A 23955-nucleotide genomic window follows, 5' to 3' on the forward strand; every position below is an offset into this window, starting at 1 on the left:
AAATCAGGACCCGCCTGGAGTGGGCTCAGGGTTTGCGTGAGCCGCGGGTTACCAGCTTCATCACCACCACGAAGAACACCGGGACGAAGATCACCGCCAGGGTCGCGGTGATCATGCCGCCGATCACACCAGTGCCGATGGCCTGCTGGCTGGCGGAGCTGGCACCGGTGGCAATGGCCAGGGGCACCACGCCGAGGATGAAGGCCAGGGAGGTCATGACGATCGGGCGCAAGCGCAAGCGGGCGGCCTGCACCGTGGCCTCCAGCAGGTCGTGGCCTTCGTCGTACAGGCTCTTGGCGAACTCGATGATCAGGATCGCGTTCTTCGCCGACAGGCCGATGATGGTGATCAGGCCGACCTTGAAGAACACGTCGTTGGGCATACCGCGCAAGGTCACCGCCAACACCGAACCCAATACCCCCAGTGGCACCACCAGCAGCACCGAGGTGGGAATCGACCAACTCTCGTAGAGCGCCGCCAGGCACAGGAACACAATCAGCAGCGACAGGCCCAGCAGCAACGGCGCCTGACTGCCGGAGAGGCGTTCCTGCAAGGACAGGCCGGTCCATTCCAGGCCCAGGCCGGTGGGCAATTGGGCCACCAGGCGCTCGATTTCCTGCATGGCTTCACCGGTACTGTGGCCGGGTGCCGGTTCGCCGGAAATGGCGATGGCCGGGTAGCCGTTGTAGCGGGTCAGCTGCGCCGGCCCCAGGCTCCAGCTGGCGCGGACGAAGGCCGACAACGGCACCATCTTGCCAGCGCTGTTGCGCACGTTCAGGCGTAACAGGTCTTCCACCTGGCTGCGTTGATCGCCTTCGGCCTGGACCACCACCCGCTGCATCCGTCCCTGGTTGGGGAAGTCGTTGATGTAGGCCGAGCCCAGGGCGGTGGACAACAGGTTGCCGATATCGGCAAAGGACACGCCCAGGGCATTGGCCTGCTTGCGGTCGACTTCCAGTTGCACCTGAGGTGCCTCGGCCAGGGCGCTTTCGCGGACGTTGGCCAGGATCGGGCTGTTTTCCGTTGCCTTCAACAGATCGGTCCGGGCTTGCATCAGCGCCGCATGCCCGAGGCCGCCACGGTCCTGCAGGCGGAATTCGAAGCCGCTGGAGGTGCCCAGGCCATCGATCGGCGGCGGCAGGATCGCGTACACCACCGCGTCCTTGATGGCACTCAGCGCGCCGTTGGCGCGATCGGCAATCGCCATGGCCGAGTCATTGCTGCCCCGTTGCGACCAGTCCTTGAGGGTGGTGAAGGCCAGCGCCGCGTTCTGCCCGCTACCGGAGAAGCTGAAGCCGAGGATGATGGTGCTGTCGCCGACCCCCGGTTCCGAGGCGTTATGCGCCTCGATCTGCTCCACCACCTGCACCGTGCGGTTCTGGCTGGCGCCGGGCGGCAACTGCACATCGGTGATGGTGTAGCCCTGATCCTCGACCGGCAGGAACGAGGAGGGCAGGCGAGTGAACAGCAACGCCATGATCGCCAGCAGGGCGACGTAGATCAGCAGGTAGCGTCCGCTGCGCTTGATCGCGTAGGCCACGCCGCTCTGGTAGCGGTCGCTGAGGCGTTCGAAGCGGCGGTTGAACCAGCCAAAGAAGCCTTTGCGCTCATGGTGTTCGCCCGCTGCGATGGGCTTGAGCAGGGTGGCGCACAGGGCCGGGGTCAGAGTCAGCGCGAGGAACGCCGAGAACAGGATCGAGGTGGCCATGGACAGCGAGAACTGCTGGTAGATCACCCCCACCGAACCAGGCATGAAGGCCATGGGAATGAACACCGCCACCAGCACCAGGGTGATGCCGATGATCGCCCCGGTGATCTGCTTCATCGCCTTGCGCGTGGCCTCCTTGGGCGACAGCCCCTCACTGGCCATGATCCGTTCGACGTTCTCCACCACCACGATGGCATCGTCCACCAGGATGCCGATGGCCAGCACCATGCCGAACATGGTCAGCACGTTGATCGAGAAGCCCAGGGCCAGCATGGTGGCGAAGGTGCCCATCAGTGCCACTGGCACTACCAGGGTCGGAATCAGGGTGTAGCGGATGTTCTGCAGGAACAGGAACATCACCAGGAACACCAGTGCCATGGCTTCGAGCAGGGTGTAGATCACCTTGGTGATCGAGACCTTGACGAAGGGCGAGGTGTCGTAGGGGATCTTGTATTCCACGCCGGCCGGGAAGTAGTTCGACAGCTCGTCCATCTTCGCTCGGATCAGCGTCGCGGTGTTCAGTGCGTTGGCCCCGGGAGACAGCTGTACGCCGACGGCGGTGGACGGCTTGCCGTTCAGGCGAGTGCCGAATTGGTACTCCTGGCTGCCGATTTCCACCCGCGCGACATCACCGATGCGCACCGTGGAACCGTCCGGGTTGGCCCGCAGAACGATGTCGGCGAACTCCTCAGGGGTAGTCAGTTGTCCCTTGACCAGGATCGTCGCGGTGATTTCCTGGCTGGACGGGTTCGGCAGGTCGCCGATACTGCCGGCCGGCACCTGGGCGTTCTGTGCGGCGACGGCGGCATTGACGTCCGCCGGGGTCAGGTTGAAACCGATGAGCTTCTGCGGGTCGAGCCAGATTCGCATGGCCCGCTCGGCGCCATACAGCTGGGCCTTGCCGACGCCGTCGACGCGACGGATCTCGTTCATCACGTTGCGGGCCAGGTAGTCGCTGAGGCCGACATTGCTCAAGCGCCCGTCATTGGAGGTCAGGGTGATCAGCAGCAGGAAACCGGCGGAGACTTTCTCCACCTGCAGGCCTTGCTGGGTCACGGCCTGGGGCAGGCGCGGCTCGACCGCCTTGAGGCGGTTCTGCACGTCGACCTGGGCCAGTTCCGGGTTGGTCCCGGGCTGGAAGGTCGCGGTGATGGTGGCGCTGCCGAGGCTGCTCTGGGAGGAGAAGTACAGCAGGTGGTCGGCACCGTTGAGCTCTTGCTCGATCAGGCTGACCACGGACTCGTCCAGGGTCTGTGCCGAGGCGCCCGGATAGACCGCGTAGATCTCGATCTGCGGCGGCGCCACGGTGGGGTACTGAGCCACCGGCAACTGGGGAATCGCCAGGGCACCACCCAGAAGGATGAAGAAGGCGACCACCCAGGCGAACACCGGGCGATCAATAAAGAATTGCGGCATGTTGTACTACCTACTGGCCAGGATTCTGGGCGAGCGGAACAGGGCTGTCGTCGATCTCGACGCGCTCCCCGGGACGGGCGTGCTGCAGGCCTTCGACGATCACGCGGTCGCCAGGCTTGAGGCCCTCGGTCACGATCCAGCGGTCGTTTTGCACCCCACCCAGTTGCACCGGGTGTTGCGCCACGTGGTTCTCGGCGTCCACCAGCAACACTTGGGCGATGCCGGCGCTGTCGCGCTGGATGGCCCGTTGCGGCACGCTGATGCCCTGCTGGTTGACGGCCTGCTCGAGGCGCACGCGAACGAAGCTGCCGGGCAGCAGGTCGAGGTCCGGGTTGGGGAACTCGCTGCGCAGGATGATCTGTCCGGTGCTCGGGTCGACGCTGATGTCGGCGAACAGCAGCTTGCCCGGCAGCGGATAGAGGCTGCCGTCGTCCTGGATCAGCGTGGCCTTGGCCTGGTCCTTGCCGACTTGCTGCAACTGGCCGGCGCGGAAGGCCCGGCGCAGTTCGTTGAGCTCACGGGTGGACTGGGTCAGGTCGGCATGGATCGGGTCCAGTTGCTGGATCAGCGCCAGCGGTGTGGTTTCGTTCTGGCCTACCAGGGCGCCCTCGGTGACCAGGGCGCGGCCGATACGACCGGAAATCGGCGCGGTAACGGTGGCGTAGCCAAGGTTGAGCTTGGCGCGCTGTACCGCCGCCTGGTTGGCCGCGACTTCGGCGTCGGCCTGGCGCGCAGCGGCCCGGGCGTTGTCGTACTCCTGGCCGCTGATGGCCTGGTCGGCGATCAGCTTGGAATAGCGCTGTTCCTGCAGGCGCGCCTGGAACGCGGTGGCCTCGGCCTTGCGCAGGCTGGCCTGGGCGCTGTCCAGATCGGCCTTGAACGGTGCCGGATCGATGCGAAACAGCACCTCACCCTGCTTGACGTCGGAGCCCTCGCGGAAGGTCCGCTGCAGTACTACCCCGGCAACCCGGGCGCGGACTTCGGCGATCCGCGGTGCGGCGATCCGCCCGCTGAGTTCGCTGGTGATGGACAGTGCCTGGCTCTGGACCGTTTCGATCCGTACCTTGGCCGGAGGTGGTGTCTGCTCGCCCTCGGTTTTACCGCAGGCGCTCAGCGCCGCTGCCAGAACCATCAGGCAGAGTGGCGCAAAGAGTTTATTCGACATGCTGATACCCCAATAATGACCTCGGCATGCTAAGGGCATGGGTCAAGGCCCGCTGTGAAGCTGTGTAGGTGCTGTGTGAAAAAGTGTGAAGCGGGCGCGCCTGGGTGGCCAGTGTTGTATATCCTTGGCGCCTTGCTGGTTTTGCCCGGTGCTTTATAAAGAACGCCGGTATTCTGTACTTCTTCAATAAAGACCTCTCGTCATGCCCAACATTCTTCTCGTCGAAGACGACACCGCGCTCTCCGAACTGATCGCCAGCTACCTGGAACGCAACGGTTATCAGGTCAGCGTGATCAGTCGCGGCGACCAGGTGCGGGAGCGGGCGAAGGTCAGCCCACCGGACCTGGTGATCCTCGACCTGATGCTGCCGGGGCTGGATGGCCTGCAAGTCTGCCGATTATTGCGGGCCGACTCGGCCACCTTGCCGATCCTGATGCTGACCGCCCGCGATGATAGCCACGATCAGGTGCTGGGTCTGGAAATGGGCGCCGACGACTATGTGACAAAACCTTGCGAACCGCGAGTGCTGCTGGCCCGGGTTCGTACGTTATTGCGCCGCAGCAGCCTCAGTGAGCCGCAGAGCGCCAGCGACCAGATCCTCATGGGCAACCTGTGCATCGACCTGTCGGAGCGCACCGTGACCTGGCGCGATCAGTTGGTGGAACTGTCCAGCGGTGAATACAACCTGCTGGTGGTGCTGGCCCGGCATGCCGGCGAGGTGCTGAGCCGCGACCAGATCCTCCAGCGCCTGCGGGGCATCGAGTTCAACGGCACCGATCGCTCGGTGGACGTGGCGATCTCCAAGTTGCGGCGCAAGTTCGACGATCACGCCGGCGAGGCGCGCAAGATCAAGACCGTGTGGGGCAAGGGCTACCTGTTCAGCCGTTCCGAGTGGGAATGCTGATTTCATGCTGCGCATCCTGGTCCGCCTGTACCTGATCACCATTGTTGCCTTCAGTGCCGCGATCTATCTGATTCCCGACCTGGTGATCAAGGTCTTCCATGAGCGTTTCGTGGACTACAACCTGGATCAGTCCCGGGGCTTGCAGGGGCTGATCGTCAAGCAGTTCCGTGCCATACCGGCAGCGCAGTGGCCGTCCCTGGTCAAGGAAATGGACCAGGAGTTCCACCCGCTGCAAGTGGCCCTGGTGCGCATCGACGACCCGGACTTCAGCACCTACGAGCGCGAACGCCTGCAGCGCGGCGAGAAGGTCGTGCGCCTGGGTGATTGGGGGTGGCGCACCTTGGCGGTGTCGCCGCTGGATGAGCAGTTGGCAGTGAAACTGGTGGTGCCGCCGGACCCACTGGACGTCAACCTGCTGTACTGGGCCATTAACGTGCTGATCGTTGCCGTGTTGCTGGCGTGCCTGCTGCTTTGGGTCAGGCCGCACTGGCGTGATCTGGAACGCTTGAAAGGCACCGCTGAGCGCTTCGGCAAAGGCCATCTGAGTGAGCGCACGCAGTTGCCCGCACGCTCCAACATCGGCAGCCTGGCTCGGGTGTTCGACACCATGGCTGGGGACATCGAGAAACTCCTGAACCAGCAGCGCGACCTGCTCAATGCGGTGTCCCACGAGTTGCGCACGCCCCTGACCCGGCTGGATTTCGGCCTGGCCCTGGTGCTCTCCGACGACTTGCCGAGCACCAGCCGCGAGCGTTTGCAGGGGCTGGTGGCGCACATCCGCGAGCTGGATGAACTGGTGCTGGAACTGCTGTCCTACAGCCGCCTGCAGAACCCGGCATGCCTGCCAGAGCAGATCGAGGTGTCCCTGGACGAGTTCATCGACAGCATCCTGGGCAGCCTCGACGATGAACTGGAGTCGGACATCGTCATCGATGTGCTGCTGCATGGCACCCTGGAACGCTTCGCCCTGGACCCACGCTTGACCGCCCGGGCCTTGCAGAACCTGTTGCGCAATGCCACCCGCTACTGCGAGAAACGCATCCAGGTCGGGGTGCTGGTGAGCGATTCCGGATGTGAGATCTGGGTCGACGACGACGGCATCGGCATTCCCGACGATGAGCGCGAGCGGGTGTTCGAACCCTTCTATCGCCTGGATCGCAGTCGCGACCGCTCCACCGGCGGCTTCGGCCTCGGGCTGGCCATCAGCCGTCGAGCGCTGGAGGCCCAGGACGGCACTCTGACAGTGGAAGCGTCGCCGCTGGGGGGCGCACGTTTCCGCCTGAGCCTGCCGTCGCCCAGAGTCTGAATCCACAGCGCACGCCCGTAGGAGCCGGCTTGCCGGCGAAGAGGCCCTTGAGCCTTGCATCGCCTGGGCGGACGCCTTCGCTGGCAAGCCAGCTCCTACGGCTGGCGCAATATCGGCGCCGTCCTTGTAGGAGCCGGCTTGCCGGCGAAGAGGCCCTTGAGCCCTGCATCGCCTGTGCCGACGCCTTCGCTGGCAAGCCAGCTCCTACAGCCAGCTCCTGCAGCGAGGATGCAACTGACAGGAATTTCATGCGGTCTGCTGCAGGTCCGGGTTTATCCTGCCCGCCACTCACCCGCGCTATGAGGAGGTTCACCCATGAACGATCAGGCGATTCATCAGGCGGCGGCCGACGGCTATCAACAGGCCGCCGATACCTATGCGCGCGGTCGGCCGGACTATCCGTCAGCCCTCGACCCCTGGCTGCGGGAGACGCTGGGCCTGGGGCCGGGCAGGGTGGTGGTGGACCTGGGCGCCGGCACCGGCAAGTTCACTGGCCGCTTGCTGGCCACCGGGGCCCAGGTGATCGCCATTGAGCCGGTGACGCAGATGCGCGCGAAACTGGCCGCCGCCCAGCCCGAGGCCCAGGCCCTGGAGGGCAGTGCCGAGTCGCTGCCCCTGAAGGATGCTTCGGTGGACGTGCTGGTCTGTGCCCAGGCCTTCCACTGGTTCGCCAGCCGCGCGGCGCTGGACGAGATTCATCGCGTGCTCAAGCCCGCTGGCAAGCTGGCCCTGGTGTGGAACCTGCGCGATGGCCGGGTGCCCTGGGTGGCGCGCCTGGACGCCATGGTCAATGCCTTGCAGGGCGACACCCCGCGCTATTACACCGGCGCCTGGCGCCAGACCTTTCCCCACCCGGGGTTCGGAGCGTTGCAGGAGCAGCACTTCAGCCAGGGCCACAGCGGCACGCCGGAAGACGTGATCTTCAACCGCGTGCGTTCCACCAGCTTCATCGCCGCCTTGCCCCAGGCCGAGCGCGACGCCGTGGACCGGCAGATCGCCGCGCTGATCGACAGCGAGCCCGATTTGCGCGGCAAGGCCCAAGTCACGGTGCCCTATGAGACCGCCGCCTTCCACTGCATCAAGCAGGGCTGAACCCAGCCGCGAAACCACGGCCAATTGCCCTGGGCGCGGGCTTGCCAGCGACAGGGCCGGAGGCTTGTTCGCCGGCAGCCGGTTCTTGCGGGGCGATGCCCAGTCCCGCTTTTGGCCAATGCGCTGCCTTACGGCTCGCCACTGCCACTTGCTATAGTTCGGCCTCATTTTCTGCCCAGTAAAGGATCACTGCCATGTCCGAATACCAAGCCTTTCGCGTCGAACTCGCTGACAACATCGCCCATGTGCAGATCAACCGCCCGGAAAAGATCAACGCCATGAATGCCGCGTTCTGGAGCGAGATCGTCGAGATCTTCCAATGGATCGACGACACCGATGCCGTGCGGGTGGTGGTACTCAGCGGCGCTGGCAAGCATTTCTCCTCGGGCATCGACCTGATGATGCTGGCCGGCGTGGCCAATGAACTGGGCAAGGATGTGGGGCGCAATGCACGCCTGCTGCGGCGCAAGATCTTCCAGTTGCAGGCTTCCTTCACCGCCGTGGACAACTGCCGCAAGCCGGTGCTGGCGGCGATCCAGGGTTATTGCCTGGGCGGTGCCATCGACCTGATCAGCGCCTGCGACATGCGTTACGCGGCTGATGATGCACAGTTCTCGATCAAGGAAATCGACATCGGCATGGCTGCGGATGTCGGCACGCTGCAACGCTTGCCGCGGATCATCGGCGACGGCATGCTGCGTGAGCTGGCCTACACTGGGCGCACCTTCGGTGCCGAGGAAGCGCGCAACATCGGCCTGGTCAATCGCACCTACAGCGATGCCTCCAGTTTGCTGGACGGGGTCATGGAGATTGCCCGGGAGATTGCCGCCAAGTCGCCGATTGCGATCAGCGGGACCAAGGAAATGCTCAGCTTCATGCGCGACCACCGTATCGATGACGGCCTGGAATATGTCGCCACCTGGAACGCCGCCATGCTGCAGTCCAATGACCTGCGCGTGGCCATCGCCGCCCACATGAGCAAACAGAAACCCGAATTTCTGGATTGATTGACGATGATTGAACGCTGGACCACCGCAGTACTGGATATCGACCTTCCCGGCGGCTGGGCCGTGGCCCGTGGCCCGGACGGTTTTCTCTATGACGACAACGGCGCGCTGTTCCCCCGGCACTGGCTCAAGGGCCAGGACCTGCCGCTGCTGGCGGAACACGGCATCGGCCACTTGGATGGCGAGCCGGTGTACCTGCTGGAGCTGAGCGCCCGCGCCGAGGTGCCGGGTTGCGGCTGGAAAGGCCTGCGGGCCTTCATGCTGGAGGGCGACCATACCCTGTACAAGGTCCTGGGTTATGCCGCGCAGATCGGCACCTGGGCCCGGGAGCATCGTTTCTGCGGCAGTTGTGGCCGGGCCATGGCCCAGGTGCCGGGGGAGCGGGCGATGTATTGCCAGCCTTGCGACCTGCGCGCTTACCCGCGTATCTCACCGAGCATGATCGTGCTGATCACCCGTGGCGACGAAATCCTCCTGGCCCGTTCGCCGCGCTTCGTCACCGGGGTCTACAGCACCCTGGCGGGCTTTGCCGAACCCGGCGAGTCGGCGGAGGATTGCCTGATCCGCGAGGTGCGCGAAGAGGTGAGCATCGAGGTCAAGAATATCCAGTACGTTGGCAGCCAGTGCTGGCCGTTTCCCCACTCGATGATGCTGGGTTTCCATGCCGAATACGCCGGCGGCGACATTGTCCCGCAGGAAGACGAGATCGAGGACGCCCAGTGGTTCAACGTCCACGCGCTGCCGCCGTTGCCGGCCTCGCGCTCGATCGCCCGTTATCTGATCGACCTCTATGTGGCGCGGCGCCTAGGCCACGCTGAACCAGTGCTGCCAGGCTAGGCGCACGGTCAATCCCAGGACCACGGTGATGAACACCGGGCGAATGAACTTGGCACCACCGCTGATGGCGGTGCGTGCACCGAAGAACGCCCCGACCATCACCGACAGGCCCATGCTCAGGCCGATGATCCAGTCCACCTGGCCGGAGAACACGAACACCGACAGCGCCGCAATGTTGCTGACGAAGTTCATGCTGCGGGCCACGCCGCTGGCCTTGACCAGGTCGATGGGGTAGAGCAGCAGGCTGCTGACGGTCCAGAACGCACCGGTGCCCGGGCCTGCCACGCCATCGTAGAAGCCCAGGCTGAAGCCCTGGCTCGACTGCCATTTCTTCTTGATCGGCGCGTCACTGTCCAACGGCGCCTTGGGTGTACCGCCGAACAGCAAGTACAGGCCACAGGCAAAGACAATCACCGGAAGCATCTTGTTCAGCCATTCCGCCGGCAGGTAATGGGCGACGATGGCCCCCGCCAGCGCGCCCACCAGGGTGCCGACGATGGCGTGGGTCCACTGCCTGGGGTGGAACAGCTTGCGGCGATAGAAGGTGAAACTGGCGGTAGCCGAGCCGAAGGTCGAACTGAGCTTGTTGGTGCCCAGCACCAGATGCGGCGGCAAGCCGGCGGTGAGCAGGGCCGGGGTGGTGAGCAGGCCGCCACCACCGGCAATGGCGTCGATGAACCCGGCGATGAAGGCGACGACGGCGAGAATGGCGAGGGTGGTCAGGTCAACGCTGAGTTCGAAAGGCATGGATTCGGCTTATTTTTGGCGGGAAGGGCAAAGGGGGCTGCCCGAACGAGCGCCATATTACCCGCAACCCCGCCCGCTGCGCGACCGCCTCGACCTTGGTCTGATGCCGCCTGAGCCAAGCGCCCGTGCGGATAACGCCTTCGCTGGCAAGCCAGCTCCTACAGAGCGGTGCAACGCGAATTCATTGTAGGAGCCGGCTTGCCGGCGAAGGGGCCCCTGAGCCGAGCGCCTGTGCGGATAACGCCTTCGCTGGCAAGCCAGCTCCTACAGAGCGGTACAGCGCAGATTCATTGCAGGAGCCGGGCCTGAGGTCAGCGCTGCGGGCCGTTGCCGATCTGCCAGACAAAAGGCGGCTCGCTGCCGTTGATCTGCCAGTCGCCGACAATCCGCGCCTTGTAGATCACCGGGTTGTGCGACGACACCGTTCGCGCGTTGCGCCAATGCCGATCCAGGGCCTTGCCCTGGCGAATATCCGAAGCCCCCAGGGCATTGAACAGCTCGCTGGTGGCACGCTGGATCAGTTCGGTCACCACCACCTGGGCGGTGGCCGATTCGATCTCCGCCGCGACATTGGCCTCTCGTTCCTTGAACTCATCCCCGGCAAAGCGCGCCAGGTAGGCCCGTTGTGCCGGCACCGCGGCCCGCAGCGTGGCCGCTTCGGCGGCATACACCAGGGCGGCGATCTCGCCGACCACTTGCTGTACCTGGGCATCGGCGCTGACCCGGGGCGCATTGCCGTGGCTGTAGATGCGCTTGCGCACCCGCACTTCGTGGGTCACGTCACGCACGGCGGCGCGGCCGATCCCGGCCAGGGTCGCCAGCAGCACCAATTGGTAGAAGGCCGTCTGGTATTTGAAGCGGGTGGCGAAGTCGATAAGGTTCTCCGCCTGCACTTCGGCGTCCTTGAAGCGGGCAGTGCCACTGCCGGTGGTGCGCTGGCCGAAGCCATCCCAGTCGTCACTCTGCTCGATCCCCGGCTGGCGGGTACGTACTGCGGCGATCACATCGCCGCCGGTATCGCTGCGCTGGGCATAGACATCGATCCAGTCAGAGAAAATGCTCCCGGTGCTGTAGAACTTTTCGCCGTTGAGGCGCCATTTCTCACCGTCCGGGGTCACCTGAGTGATGACTTGGCCGATCTCCACCGTGCCGATTTCGGTCCAGGCGCAGCCGACGATATCGCCTTCGACAAAACGCTTGAACCACAGGTCCCGGGCCGGTCCTGGCGGAGCGTTGAGGCGGTCCTCGACGAAGGCGAAGTGCCCGCGCAGGGCCTGGGGCAGATTGGCGTCGGCCTCGGCCAACTCGATCAGCAGTTGCAGCAGCTGGGGCAGGGACGCGCCGCCACCGCCATATGCCAGCGGCACGCGCAACGCGCCGAACCCGGATGCCTTGAGCCATTGGATCGGCTCATGGGGCAGGCTGCGGCTGTGCTCGCGTTCCACGGCGCCAGCCGCGATTTTCTGGAATATCGGGCGGAACCGCTCGGCCAGGGCCTCGTAGTCGACCCCAACGGACAGCGGATTGATTACCTGGTGTTCAGTCATGGTGTAGCTCCTGGGTTCGGCAGAAAAAGACAGTGCGCGTCGAGACTGATTGCACACAGCATGCCGCAATGCGCGGGGCCGGTTTACCTGGGGGAGGGTGATGAGGTGTCGCGGGCAACTGTTGCCCCGGCAACAGCCCATCAACAAATCGCCAGGTTTGCGTGGTTGCCTGTCGCCGTTGCCACAGGCCCGGGCCGTGTCCGGATACCCGCGCCGGGCGGCGCTGCGTTGAACAAGGCGTCGCGCTTGCAGCCCTTGGAACAGCCCCCGCAGGGCTTGCCGGCCCGAGCCTGCAACGGCCGCTACAAGGATGTTCAGCGCAAGGTTTCCTGGCGCTGGCACGCTTGCTGCTCAGGTCCTTGCACCTTTCCCAGTCCTGAGGACCGAACCATGAGTCAGCAAGCCGTCAAATTTGCCTATTGGGTGCCCAACGTCAGCGGCGGGCTGGTGGTGAGCAAGATCGAGCAGCGTACCCACTGGGGCATCGACTACAACCGCAAGCTGGCACAGATCGCCGAAGCCGCCGGCTTCGAATACGCCCTGACGCAGATCCGTTTCACCGCCGGTTACGGCGCCGAGTACCAGCATGAGTCGGTGGCCTTCAGTCACGCGTTGCTGGCGGTCACCCGCACGCTCAAGGTCATTGCCGCGATCTTGCCCGGTCCCTGGCAACCAGCCCTGGCGGCCAAGCAACTGGCGACCATCGACCAACTGACTGATGGCCGCATTGCGGTGAACATCGTCAGCGGCTGGTTCAAGGGTGAGTTCCAGGCCATCGGCGAGCACTGGCTGGAGCACGACGAGCGCTATCGCCGTTCCGAGGAGTTCATCCGCTGCCTGCGTGGGGTCTGGAGCGAGGATCACTTCACCTTCAAGGGGGATTTCTACCGTTTCGACCACTACAGCCTCAAACCCAAGCCCCTGGGCCAGCCGGAAATCTTCCAGGGCGGCAGTTCGCGAGCGGCGCGGGACATGGCGGCAAGGGTCTCCGACTGGTACTTCACCAACGGCAACAGCGTCGAGGGAATCAAGGCCCAGGTGGACGACATCCGCGCCAAGGCTGCCGCCAACCAGCATTCGGTGAAGGTCGGGGTGAATGCCTTTGTGATCGCCAGGGACACCGAGGAAGAGGCCCGGGCAGTGCTGCAGGAGATCATCGACCAGGCCGATCCGGAGGCGGTGAATGCCTTTGGCGATGCGGCGAAGCAGGCGGGCAAGGCCTCGCCGGAAGGAGAGGGCAACTGGGCCAAGTCGAGCTTCGAGGACCTGGTGCAATACAACGATGGTTTCAAGACCAACCTGATTGGTACCCCCCAACAGATAGCCCAGCGGATTGTCGCCTTGAAGGCGGTGGGGGTGGATCTGGTGCTGGCGGGCTTCCTGCATTTCCAGGAAGAGGTTGAATATTTTGGCAAGCGCGTACTGCCGCTGGTGCGCGAACTGGAAGCCCAGGCCCGGCTCAAGGACCAGGAAGTCGCCGCCTGATGTGACCCGCCCCGGGCCCGGCTTGCCGGCGCAAGAGCCCCGAAGCCTGGTGCAAGGCTTACAGGCGCCTTCGCTGGCAAGCCAGCTCCTACGGGGGTGGTGGTTGTTGCGCGGGCTATCTGTAGGAGCCGGCTTGCCGGCGAAAGGGCTCGAAAGCCTGGTGCAAGGCATGCGGACGCCTTCGCTGGCAAGCCAGCTCCTACGGGGGTGGTGGTTGTTACACGGGCTATCTGTAGGAGCCGGCTTGCCGGCGAAAGGGCCCGAAAGCTTGGTGCAAGGCATGCAGACGCCTTCGCTGGCAAGCCAGCTCCTACGGGGGGGGTGGTGGTTGCGCGGGCTATCTGTAGGAGCCGGCTTGCCGGCGAAAGGGCCCGAAAGCCTGGTGCAAGGCATGCAGACGCCTTCGCTGGCAAGCCAGCTCCTACGGGGTGGTGGTTGTTACGCGGGCTATCTGTAGGAGCCGGCTTGCCGGCGAAAGGGCCCGAAAGCTTGATGCAAGGCATGCAGACGCCTTCGCTGGCAAGCCAGCTCCTACGGGAGGGTGGTTGTTGCGCGGGCTATTTGTAGGAGCCGGCTTGCCGGCGAAAGGGCCCGAAAGCCTGGTGCAAGGCATGCGGACGCCTTCGCTGGCAAGTCAGCTCCTACAGAGGGTAGGTGTTGCGCGGGTCGGTTACAGGCCCAGATCGGAAAGGCTCGGGTGGTCATCCGGACGGCGACCCAATGGCCAATGGAACTGGCGTTCGCTGGCCTTGATCGGCATGTCGTTGATGCAGGCGAAACGATGGGCCATCAGCCCTTGCTCGTCGAATTCCCAGTTTTCATTGCCGTAGGAACGGAACCAGTTGCCCGAGTCGTCATGCCATTCGTAGGCGTAACGCACGGCGATGCGATTGTCGGTAAAGGCCCAGAGCTCCTTGATCAGCCGATACTCCAGTTCCTTGGCCCATTTGCGACTGAGGAATGCCTTGGCCTCTTCGCGGTTGTGGGCGAACTCGGCGCGGTTGCGCCATTGAGTGTCCAGGGTATAGGCCAGGGATACCCGTTCCGGGTCCCGGGAGTTCCAGCCGTCTTCGGCCAGGCGAATCTTTTCAATGGCCGACTCGCGGGTGAACGGCGGAAGGGGCGGACGCGTTGGTACGTTAGATGACATGACCTGTCTCCAATGAAAGGTGTTGTTCAAACAAACAAGTTGCTCTTGTTTAAAACAATCAGAGGTCCAATAACTTGCGCGCCATGCATTGCGCATTATCAGCAGCACTGTGATCGCCCATGACAAGGGCAACGGTAATGGCGCCATCGATCAGAATCAGCAACTGCGCCGCCAATTGTGAGGGATGCGCTGCGCCATGGTCCTGGCAAAGCTCGCGCACGTAGTCGAGCAGTTTCTGTTTATGCTGTTTCGCCACCTGGCGCACCGGGTCCTGGGGATCACCGGTTTCGCCGCTGGTGTTGATAAAGGCACAGCCGCGGAAACCTTCCGAGTCGAACCATTCCTTGAGCACATCGAACAGCGCCAGTAGGCGCGCCGCTGGGCTCACGGCCTTGTCCACCTCGGTCTTGAACCAGTGCATCCAGCGTTGGTCGCGACGTTCGAGGGCGGCTACCACCAACTCGTCCTTGTTGTTGAAATAGCGATAGACGCTCTTTCGCGAAACCCCGGCGGTTTTCACCAGAAGATCCATGCCGGTGGCGGCAATGCCACTTTTATAGATCAGCTTCTCGGTGACGTCGAGGATGATGTCGCGTGTTTCAGTGGGAGTGATTTCGTTCATGTGGCAAAGAGTAGAACGATCGTTCTCCTTGGTCAATCAAGTTGTTTGTATTTCTCCGAATACTTCTCGCGAGTCATGAAAGTAACCGGCCTGCCAGCGAAAGTGGCGCCTGCTCGGAACAAGGCCCCAAGCCTGTTCGCCAACTCGCCGAGCAGCGCCCGAGTGCTCCTGCGGATAGGCCAGGGATGGCCTTATAAATGCCAAGCAGGGGACTCTGGCCGGCCCATGGTGTAAGCTCTTGCGCTCTTTGGATTTGAGCCACTGCGAGCCCTATGCCGTCGCTTTTCAAACGTTCTTTGCTGCCCAAGCTGCGCAGCTTCCCCCTGGCTGCCGAGGCCTTCACCACGCTGACTGGCGCTGCGGAATTTCGTCGCACGCTGCTGGAGCAAATTGCCCAGGCCACTCGGCGCATCTATATCGTCGCGCTGTACTTGCAACAGGATGAGGCCGGCCAGGAAATCCTCGATGCCCTGCATGCCGCCAAGGCCGCTCGCCCCGAACTGGAGGTGGTGGTCGTGGTGGACTGGCTGCGGGCCCAGCGTGGCCTGATCGGGGCCGGCAAGCAGCCGGGCAACTCAGCCTGGTATCAGGACATGACTCGCACGCATGCCAGCGAAGTACCGATCTACGGTGTGCCGGTGCAGACCCGGGAGTTGTTCGGGGTCTTGCACCTCAAGGGTTTCGTGATCGATGACTGCGTGCTGTACAGCGGCGCCAGCTTGAACAACGTGTACCTGCACAAGTTCGACAAGTACCGTTTCGACCGTTATCACCTGCTGCATAACCAGGCCCTGGCCGACTCCATGCACCACCTGGTAAAGCACGGTCTGGTGGAGTCGCGGGCGGTGCATCGGCTGGACCTGCCGAACCTGCCCAGCACCCGCAGCCTGCGTAACGATATCGGTGACCTGCGCAGCCGTCTCAAGCACGCCACCTATGACACCACCGCCGGTGGCCTGGACAAGAGCGGGCTGTCGGTCAGCCCGTTGCTCGGGGTCGGCAAGGGCAACCCCTTGAACCGGGTGGTCTGCGAACTGATCGCCGGGGCCCAGCAGCAACTGACCATCTGCACCCCGTATTTCAACCTGCCACTAGTCGTCACCCGGGAGATCAACCGTGCCCTGGAGCGTGGGGTGCGGATCGACATCATTGTTGGCGACAAGACCGCCAACGACTTCTATATCCCCCCCAGCCAGCCGTTCAAGGTGATTGCCGCGCTGCCTTATCTGTACGAAATCAGCCTGCGGCGTTTCGCCAAGCGCCACCAGAAGGTGATCGACAGCGGCCAGTTGAACCTGCACCTGTGGCGTGACGGTGACAATACCTACCACCTCAAGGGCATGTGGGTCGACGAGCGTTATACCTTGCTCACCGGCAACAACCTCAACCCGCGAGCGTTTCGCCTGGACCTGGAAAACGCCCTGTTGCTGGATGATCCCAAGGGCGAGTTGCTGGATGCGCGAGGCGCCGAGCAAGAGCAGATCTATCGTCACACCCGGCGCATCGAACACTTCCAGTACCTGGACAGTCTGGTGGACTACCCCGAGGCCGTGGGCAAGTTCCTGCGCCGGGTCAGCCGTGTGCGGATCGAGCGCTTGTTCTACCGCATGCTGTGATCACAGGGGGCTCGGCATTGGCCTGGTAGCCGCTGCCGAGTCGGCGTTCAGTTCCTGGCGCGCGGGTATGGCCAGATCACCACCATGAGCAGCAACACCGCGGCCAGCAGATAGGGCAGGCGTGGTTCGATGGCGTAGATCAGGCTCCCGGCCAACGGTCCGATGACCACGCCGAAACCCTGGGCGGCGCCGATGCTGCCCGCAGTGGCGCCTTGTTCCGAAGCTTCTACGGCATTCGCTGCCAGGGCCGAGAACGAGGGGAAGATACCGCCCATGCCGGCCGCCGAGACAAAGAACGCCAGCCACAGGCCCCAGGCACTGTCCACCAGCATGCTGCCGGCATAACCCACGGCAGACAGCAAGGCGCCGTAGCGGATCATCCGCAGGGGTGGCCACTCCAGCCTGCGCACCACCAACTGCGAGCAGATCAGAGCCACGCCGACCATGGCCAAGGCCACGCCCGCGGTCTGGGCAGCATCGGCCGGGCTCATGTGCAGCCGGTCCAGGGCGTAGAAACTGACGGTGATCTGGGCAATCGACACGCAGAGCATGGCGATGAAGGCCACCACCATTGGCCGGTGCAGCCGCGGGTCGCTCAGGCGGACCCGGGTCGGGGCCTGCCTGAGGTGCAGCTCCTGGCGCGGCAATTTGAAGCGCAGCACCAGGAACGCCAATAACGGCAACACCGCCATGGCGTAGAAGGGCAGGCTCAGGCTGTAGCGGGCCAGCAGCGCGGCCACGGCCGGTCCCACCACCAGGCCTACGGCGTTGGCGGCACCGAGGGTGGCCATGGCGCGGGCCCGGTGCTGCGGTTCGACGTTGTCGGCGATCAGGGCGAAACCGCCCACCGGAATCGCCGCATAGAAGGCACCGATCAGGCCGCGTCCAAGCATCAGGCCGGTAAAGGCCACGGCAATACTGGGCAGCATCTGCAGCGACAGGTCGATGAACAGGCACAGGGCCCAATAGGCCAGGGTGAAGCCGGCGGTGCCCAGCAGCAGCACCCGACGACGGCCGAAGCGATCGCTGGCCCGGCCCCAGGGGCGCGCCAGGAGCATCCAGATCACCCCGGACACGGTGACGGCGGCGCCGGCGTGCCAGGTTTCCAGGTGCAGTGCGCGGGAGATGGGACCGATCAGCGAGACGAAGGCCATCATCGACATGGTGCAAGCCATGTAGGCGACCATCAGCGGCAACAGGGAGAAGGGTGTGGCGGTCAGCTGCGCGGTGGCAGCTGTAGAGCGGGACATAGACGGTCTTCCATGAAGGTCATCGGACGGTGAACGTTATAGGGTTAACGCCAGATAGCCCAGTTTTATCCATGCCGGTGATAGCGATGACCCGCCAGGAGCGACCGGGTGGCGTTGCGCTTGCCAGCGAAGAGCGTCCTGAGTCTTGTCGCACTCTGAAGGCCGCTTTCGCTGACAAGCCCGCTTTTACACGCGCTCGCCCCTGCAGGGAATCAGTTCAGACCCAGTTTGCCGCGCAGGGTGGAGAGGTCCTCCGCCAGGGTGTTGACCGGGCCCACCAAGGCCTTGCGGTCGGCTTCCTTGACCTTGTCGTAGGTCATGAAACCACCGTCCGGGGTTTTGTACTTGGCGAGGATCTTGTTCACCGCGGCGAAGTTCTTGTCGACCTTGGCGACAAAGGCCTTGTCCTGCTTCTCGATTTGCGGACGGAACAGGTCGACGATTTTCTTCGCACCGTCGATGTTGCCCTGGAAGTCGTAGAGGTCGGTGTGGCTGTAGCGATCTTCTTCACCGGAGATCTTGGTCGCGGCCACTTCTTCCAGCAGCGCGGCGGCGCCACCGACGACTTTTTCCGGCGGGAAGGTCAGGCCGGCGACGCGAGCCTGCAAGTCCTTGACGTCCTTGTTCAGGCCGTCGGCCAGCTCGCCCAGGCCTTCGGTGCTGTTTTCCGAGAACAGCGAGTATTCCAGGCGGTGAAAGCCGGTGAAGTCTTCGGCCTTGACGCCTTTTTCATGGTCATTGACCCGGGAGTCGATGGAGGCGTCGAGGTCACTGAAGAGTTCGGCGATCGGCTCGATCGACTCGTAGTAGACCCGGGTCGGCGCGTACAGCTTCTTGGCGGTGGCCAGGTCGCCCTTTTTCACTGCGTCGGTGAATTGCTGGGTGTGGCTGGTCAGCCCATCGAGCTGTTCGGTGACGTAGATCTTGTAGTCGGAGATCGGCCCCACCAGCTCCAGGGGCGCGGTGGCAGCGAATGCCGCAAGCGGAGCATGGAGCAAGCCAAGGGTCAGCAACACAGCGAGAGGCGACTTTTTCATGGGACTTTTCCGTGGGGGTAGTGTTGTTTTTGGTGTTAGGCAGTGATTTTTGCTTGAGTGGCATCGAGCAATGAGCGACCGATGAAATCCTGGTCGCCAGTGACACCCGGCAAGGTGAAGAAATAACCGCCGCCCACAGGCTTCAGGTACTCCTCCAGGGGCTCGCCGTTCAGCCGGGTCTGCACTGCGACAAAGCCTTTTTCCAGGTCCGCCTGGTAGCAGATGAACAGCAGGCCCATGTCCAGCTGGCCGTTCTTGTTGACGCCGTTGGAGTAGTTGAACGGCCGGCGCAGGATCAGGTTCTGCTGGGTCTGTGCGGTGCGTGGGTTGGCCAGGCGGATGTGGGCGTCGAGCTTGGTGACCTTGCCGTGGGGGTCTCGGGCGTAGTCGGGCACCTGGCTTTCCTTCTGGCCGTCCATGGGTGCGCCGCTGGTCTTGACCCGGCCGATGATGCTTTCCTGCTCTTGCAGTGGGGTGCGGTCCCAGCGTTCGACGAAGTTGCGGATGATCCGCACCGCCTGGTAGCTGCCATGGGCCGCCCAGGCCGGTTCGTCACTGCCGGGCTGGACCCAGACGATCTGCTGCATGGCCTTCTGGTCGTTGGAGTCGGGGTTGGCCGAACCGTCGCGAAAACCCAGGAAGTTGCGCGCGCTTTGCGCCGCCTCGCCGGGCTTGGCCGGGGCCTGGGGCGGTACGCTGCCTTCCTGTTTCCAGCGCACCAGCAGCAGGTCAGGCAGGTTCTTCACGATGTCGCGCAGGGCGTGGATGTTGGTGTCGGCGGTGTTGGAACAGATCTGCAGGCTCAGGTCGCCGTGGCAGTTGGCAGGCTCCAGGGCATCGTTGGGAAACCCCACCATGCGCGTCAGGCGCTTGGGTTTGGCTGATTCCAGGCCGAAGCGCTCGTCGAACAGCGACTCGCCCACCGAGACGCTGATGGTCAGGTTGTCCGGGGTCACCACCGGGCCGAGGATGCCCGAATCCAGCGGCGGCAGTTTCGGGTCGACCTGGGTCACCGGGCCGCCGCTCATGAGAAAGGCGATGCGTTCGTTGAGGGTGCGAAACAGCCGCTCCAGGTCATCGCGGTCGCTGGCCAGTACGTCGAAGGACACCAGCATGCCCGAAGCCGGACGTGGGGTGACGATGCCGCTCTGGTGCTGGCCGTGGAAGTCGTGATGATCCTGGGTCTTGTCGCTGCTGGGGGCCTGGGTGACCTGGGCTGCGGCGCTGGCGGCCATGGCCGGGCAGCTCAGGCTGCTGCCGGCCAGGGCTACGCCGGCAGCGCCCATGCCCAGCAACACGCGCCGGCGTTGGGCGGAAAAAGACGGGTTGGACTGGTCTGAATCGTTCATTGAAGGCTCGTCTTGTTACAGGCCGGAGAGGCCGAGTGCGGGATCGATGCGGTCGAGGGCGTCGGCCAGGGCCTTGGCCTTGTCGGCAAGCTCTTTGCGTTGTTCGGCGCTGACCTGGTCGTAGGCGACATAACCGAAGCCATCGCGCAGGCTGTCGAGCCGGGCGGCCAGGGCATTGGCGGCGTTGTCCACCTCGGGCAGCAATTGCGCCGCAGACTTGGCCAGCAAGGGGCGCAGCAGGTCGATGACTTTGCGCGTGGTGTCCAGGTTGGCGGCAAAGCCGTTGAGGTCGCTGTGGCTGTAGCGTTCCTCCTCGCCGCTGCTGGCTCGCAGGTCGGCCAGGCTGCGCATGTTGCGGGCCACGATGCTCACCAGTTGCTCCGGCGGCAGGGTCTGGGCCAACAGCTGCTCCTTGAGGCTGGCCACGTCGCTGGACAAGTGTTGCGCCACCGGGGCCAGGCCCGCCAGGTCGCGCTTCTGGAACAGGCCGTACTCCAGGCGATGGAAGCCGCTGAAGCCCGGGTCCTGTTCACGCTGTTCGAAATAGTCGGCGCGGGCGTTGATGGCGTTGTCCAGTTCGGCCAGGCGCTGGGCCGCGGGAGCCAGGCGCTGATAAGCGGCGCGGGCCGGCAGGTACAGGGCCTGGGCCTGCTTCAGGTCGCCGCTGTCGATGGCTTGCTGCAAGGCGTTCACCGCCTTGATCAGGGCGCTGCCCTGGGTGCTCAGGTAGACCCTGAACTCCGACAGCGGGCCGATGAAGGCCACCATCGACGGCCGCGCCTTGGCCTGGGCATCAGACTCGGCGGTCGGGGTCACGTGCAGGGTGCCGCGGGGGTTGCTCAGCAGCCCGCAGGTGATGGCGTAGTCACCGGGCAGCAGGTTGGCGTTGATCACCTGGCTCAGGCCCGGGGCGATGTTCTCCCGTTCTTCCACCACCAGCACGCCGTCGAGGATTTCCCATTCCACGGCGCGATCCGAGCGGTTGACGATGCGAAAGCTGGTGTGCCCGGCCGAGACCGTCAGCGCATTGGGCTCGCAGCTCTTGGGGTGGATGGTCACGGTGATTTCGCCCTGGTGGGCCTGGCGCTTGCTGGCGGCCAGTTGCGAGGCGTAGTAGAACAGCCCGCCGGCGGCGATCATCACGATCACCGAGCCGGCAACCGCCCAGCGCAATGCGCGGGGAGGCGAGGCCTGGGGAGAGGCTTGCTGGGTCATGGGGAGCCTTACTGACTGGAAACGGAAGACGAAGAGCCGGGCGCCTTGGCGGGGGCGCCACCGGGCAAGAAGAACAGCACCAGGGTTACGGCCAGGTACAGCACATAGGCGCCGAGGGTGCTGACGGTGGGCGCGTCCTGGTAGCCGAACATGCCGGCCAGCACCGAGCCCAGCGGGCCGTCCATGGGCAGGCTGGCGCTGAAGTCGAAGAGCACGGTCTGCAGGTGGTTCCAGATCCCGGCTTCATGCAGCGCCTGCACCGAGTTGGCGAGGATGCCGGCGGCCACCACCAGGATGAACAGACCGGTCCAGCGGAAGAATGCGCCGAGGTTCAGGCGCATGCTGCCGGTATAGATGAGGAAACCGACGATGATTGCCACGATCAGCCCCAGCAGGGCGCCGATGGGCGCGCCGGGGCCTTCGCTCTGCTGGAACACCGCCAGCAGGAAGAACACGGTTTCCAGGCCTTCCCGGGCCACGGCGAAGAACACCATGGCGATCAGCGCTGTGACCTGGTGCTTGGAACCGGTCAGGGCATGGTCCAGTGACACATGCAGGGAGTGCTTGATCGAGCGCGCCACCTTGCGCATCCAGAACACCATGGAACTGAGGATGCCCACGGCCACCAGGCCGACGATGCCCTCGAACAGCTCCTGCTGCTTCTGCGGGAATTCGGCGCTCATCAGCTCCAGGCCACCGCCCACCAGCAGGGCCAGGGCCACGGCGAGGAATACGCCGATCCACACGGCGGGCATCCACTGGCCGCGACCGGTCTGTTTCAGGTAGCTGGCGATGATGCCAACGATGAGCGCGGCTTCAATCCCTTCGCGCAGCATGATCAGAAATGGAACGAGCATTCAGCACCGGCGGGTCAATTTGGCTAGGAAGTAATTTGTAACATAATGATACTCATTGCCAAATGAAGATTGTTACCAACTGCTGAACGGAAGCTGAACGGGATTCGTTTACCAAGGTAAAGGCTTTTGCCGCTCCAGCCTGATGGCTGTAGGAGCCGGCTTGCCGGCGAAGAGGGCCGCAAGATGTGCACTGATCGGCTGGCGCCTTCGCTGGCAAGCCAGCTCCTACGGGGGCGGCGGCTGCGCGACGTGGCTTTTTGTAGGAGCCGGCTTGCCGGCGAAGAGGGCCGCAAGGCATGCACTGATCGGCTGGTGCCTTCGTTGGCAAGCCAGTTCCTACGGGGGCGGCGGCTGCGCGACGTGGCTTTTTGTAGGAGCCGGCTTGCCGGCGAAGAGGGCCGCAAGACGTGTGCTGATCGGCTGGCGCTTTCGCTGGCAAGCCAGCTCCTACGGGGGCGGCGGCTGCGCGATGTGGCTTTTTGTAGGAGCCGGCTTGCCGGCGAGGGGGGCCGCAAGACGTGTGCTGATCGGCTGGCGCTTTCGCTGGCAAGCCAGCTCCTACGGGGGCGGCGGCTGCGCGATGTGGCTTTTTGTAGGAGCCGGCTTGCCGGCGAAGGGGACCGCAAGACGTGCGGCAGTTCGGCTCAGCCGAGGTTCTGTTCGGTCAGCCGTTGCACTGCCAGGCGGCGGTAGTGGGAAGGGGTCATGCCCTTGAGCTGTTGGAAACGCCGGTTGAAGTTGGAGATGTTGTTGAAACCCGACTCGAAGCACACGTCAGTCACCGGCTTGTCGCCATCGGCCAGCAGCTCGCAGGACTTGCTGATTCGCAGGCGATTGACGAACTCGATGAAGCAGCGCCCGGTGGCCTGCTTGAACACCCGGGAGAAGTAGGTGGGCTTCATCCCGAGGTGGTCGGCGACTTCGTCCAGGGTCAACTCCCGGGCGTAGTGGGCAAAGATGTAGTCCACCGCGCGGTTGGTGCGGTCGATGCTGTGCTCATCCGCCAGTTGCACGCGAGTGGCCCCGGACAGCAGTTGGTAGTCGTCGCAGGCGGCGAGCAACTCCATGAGGATGAAAAAGTGGCCGAGGCGGGTGATGCCGGTGGAATCGGCGATGCGCTGCATCAACGGCAGGGCCTGGGCGATGGTGTGCTGGCAGCGAAACTCGATGCCGTATTGCGCGCGCTCCAGCAGCGCTGTGAGGTTTTTCAGCTCGGCGAACACCTGGCTGCCGCTGTCGAACAGTTCATCGGTGAAGTTCACCAGCATGTCGCGCTTGAGCACCACTTCGTCCTCGGCCACCTGGCTGATCCAGTTGTGCGGCAGGTTGGGCCCGGTGAGGAACAGCGTCTGCGGATAGAAGTTGCCGATGTAGTCGCCGATGAACACCTTGCCGGAGCTGGCGACGATCAGGTGCAGCTCGTATTCCTTGTGGAAATGCCAGCGCACCAGGGGGCAGGGGAAACCGTGCTGGCGGTAGATGATGGACAGGCCGTTGTGGTCGTCCATCAACTCATAGGAAGGATCGGTGATCTTGCCGGGTCGACTCATGGCGCAGGTCTGTTTTTGTTGTTGGCCCGGCTGATAATGCCTCGGGACTTGTCCGCGCACCAGTAGCAACGGGTCGCCAGCGAAGGTGGCCCGCT

General features: G+C 64.0%; 19 protein-coding genes. 7 read left to right on the top strand and 12 right to left on the bottom strand.

Features of this window, described 5'->3' with window-relative positions; translation table 11 throughout:
* Positions 1–25: 25 nt before the first annotated feature.
* On the bottom strand, positions 26–3124 hold the full coding sequence (locus GV819_RS12010) for an efflux RND transporter permease subunit (protein WP_161756299.1): 3099 nt from the start codon (positions 3122–3124) through the stop codon (positions 26–28).
* Positions 3125–3134: 10 nt separating this feature from the next.
* A complete protein-coding gene (locus GV819_RS12015) occupies positions 3135–4289 on the bottom strand; it encodes an efflux RND transporter periplasmic adaptor subunit (protein ID WP_161756300.1) in 1155 nt (384 codons plus the stop codon).
* 202 nt (positions 4290–4491) lie between these two features.
* Here GV819_RS12015 and GV819_RS12020 point away from each other — a divergent pair, with 202 nt between their 5' ends.
* The 5 genes from GV819_RS12020 (at position 4492) to nudC (ending at position 9435) form a co-directional block, all read left to right on the top strand.
* On the top strand, positions 4492–5193 hold the full coding sequence (locus tag GV819_RS12020; protein WP_161756301.1) for a response regulator transcription factor: 702 nt from the start codon (positions 4492–4494) through the stop codon (positions 5191–5193).
* 4 nt (positions 5194–5197) lie between these two features.
* On the top strand, positions 5198–6499 hold the full coding sequence (locus tag GV819_RS12025) for an ATP-binding protein (RefSeq protein WP_161756302.1): 1302 nt from the start codon (positions 5198–5200) through the stop codon (positions 6497–6499).
* A 315-nt stretch (positions 6500–6814) separates the two neighbouring features.
* Complete coding sequence (locus GV819_RS12030; protein ID WP_161756303.1) at positions 6815–7591, top strand: class I SAM-dependent methyltransferase; 777 nt, start codon at positions 6815–6817, stop codon at positions 7589–7591.
* Between the two features lie 194 nt (positions 7592–7785).
* Positions 7786–8598, top strand: coding sequence for a crotonase/enoyl-CoA hydratase family protein (locus GV819_RS12035; protein ID WP_161756304.1), 813 nt, complete (start codon positions 7786–7788; stop codon positions 8596–8598).
* A 6-nt stretch (positions 8599–8604) separates the two neighbouring features.
* A complete protein-coding gene (nudC, locus tag GV819_RS12040; protein ID WP_161756305.1) occupies positions 8605–9435 on the top strand; it encodes an NAD(+) diphosphatase in 831 nt (276 codons plus the stop codon).
* Here nudC and GV819_RS12045 read toward each other — a convergent pair.
* Both GV819_RS12045 and GV819_RS12050 read right to left on the bottom strand, forming a co-directional pair.
* Entirely contained in the window at positions 9403–10182 is a 780-nt protein-coding gene (locus GV819_RS12045) for a TSUP family transporter (protein WP_161756306.1), read from the bottom strand. The genes nudC and GV819_RS12045 overlap by 33 nt on opposite strands.
* Positions 10183–10493: 311 nt before the next feature.
* On the bottom strand, positions 10494–11729 hold the full coding sequence (locus GV819_RS12050; protein WP_161756307.1) for an acyl-CoA dehydrogenase family protein: 1236 nt from the start codon (positions 11727–11729) through the stop codon (positions 10494–10496).
* A 390-nt stretch (positions 11730–12119) separates the two neighbouring features.
* Between GV819_RS12050 and sfnG the strand changes: the two genes are divergently transcribed.
* A complete protein-coding gene (sfnG, locus tag GV819_RS12055) occupies positions 12120–13214 on the top strand; it encodes a dimethylsulfone monooxygenase SfnG (protein ID WP_161756308.1) in 1095 nt (364 codons plus the stop codon).
* A 670-nt stretch (positions 13215–13884) separates the two neighbouring features.
* Here the strand turns inward: sfnG and GV819_RS12060 are convergent.
* Both GV819_RS12060 and GV819_RS12065 read right to left on the bottom strand, forming a co-directional pair.
* Positions 13885–14364 (bottom strand): DUF1348 family protein, encoded by a 480-nt coding sequence (locus GV819_RS12060; RefSeq protein ID WP_161756309.1) that lies wholly within the window; start codon positions 14362–14364, stop codon positions 13885–13887.
* 58 nt (positions 14365–14422) lie between these two features.
* The gene (locus GV819_RS12065; RefSeq protein WP_161756310.1) at positions 14423–14986 is read right to left on the bottom strand and encodes a TetR/AcrR family transcriptional regulator; all 564 of its coding nucleotides are present in this window, start codon (positions 14984–14986) and stop codon (positions 14423–14425) included.
* Between the two features lie 272 nt (positions 14987–15258).
* Between GV819_RS12065 and pssA the strand changes: the two genes are divergently transcribed.
* Positions 15259–16602, top strand: coding sequence for a CDP-diacylglycerol--serine O-phosphatidyltransferase (gene pssA / locus GV819_RS12070; protein ID WP_161756311.1), 1344 nt, complete (start codon positions 15259–15261; stop codon positions 16600–16602).
* Positions 16603–16649: 47 nt separating this feature from the next.
* Here pssA and GV819_RS12075 read toward each other — a convergent pair whose 3' ends face one another.
* The 6 genes from GV819_RS12075 to GV819_RS12100 form a co-directional block, all read right to left on the bottom strand.
* Positions 16650–17852, bottom strand: coding sequence for an MFS transporter (locus GV819_RS12075; RefSeq protein WP_161756312.1), 1203 nt, complete (start codon positions 17850–17852; stop codon positions 16650–16652).
* A gap of 212 nt (positions 17853–18064) precedes the next feature.
* Positions 18065–18889, bottom strand: coding sequence for an iron uptake system protein EfeO (efeO, locus tag GV819_RS12080; protein WP_161756313.1), 825 nt, complete (start codon positions 18887–18889; stop codon positions 18065–18067).
* A gap of 35 nt (positions 18890–18924) precedes the next feature.
* On the bottom strand, positions 18925–20238 hold the full coding sequence (gene efeB, locus GV819_RS12085) for an iron uptake transporter deferrochelatase/peroxidase subunit (RefSeq protein WP_161756314.1): 1314 nt from the start codon (positions 20236–20238) through the stop codon (positions 18925–18927).
* A gap of 15 nt (positions 20239–20253) precedes the next feature.
* Positions 20254–21453: an iron uptake system protein EfeO gene (gene efeO, locus GV819_RS12090; protein ID WP_161756315.1), complete on the bottom strand. Its 1200-nt coding sequence runs from the start codon at positions 21451–21453 to the stop codon at positions 20254–20256.
* 8 nt (positions 21454–21461) lie between these two features.
* On the bottom strand, positions 21462–22310 hold the full coding sequence (gene efeU / locus GV819_RS12095) for an iron uptake transporter permease EfeU (protein ID WP_161756316.1): 849 nt from the start codon (positions 22308–22310) through the stop codon (positions 21462–21464).
* A 644-nt stretch (positions 22311–22954) separates the two neighbouring features.
* A complete protein-coding gene (locus GV819_RS12100) occupies positions 22955–23860 on the bottom strand; it encodes an AraC family transcriptional regulator (RefSeq protein WP_161756317.1) in 906 nt (301 codons plus the stop codon).
* Positions 23861–23955 lie beyond the last annotated feature (95 nt).

Origin of the sequence: Pseudomonas sp. Fl5BN2 (assembly GCF_009908205.1) — a bacterium.
Lineage (GTDB): Bacteria > Pseudomonadota > Gammaproteobacteria > Pseudomonadales > Pseudomonadaceae > Aquipseudomonas.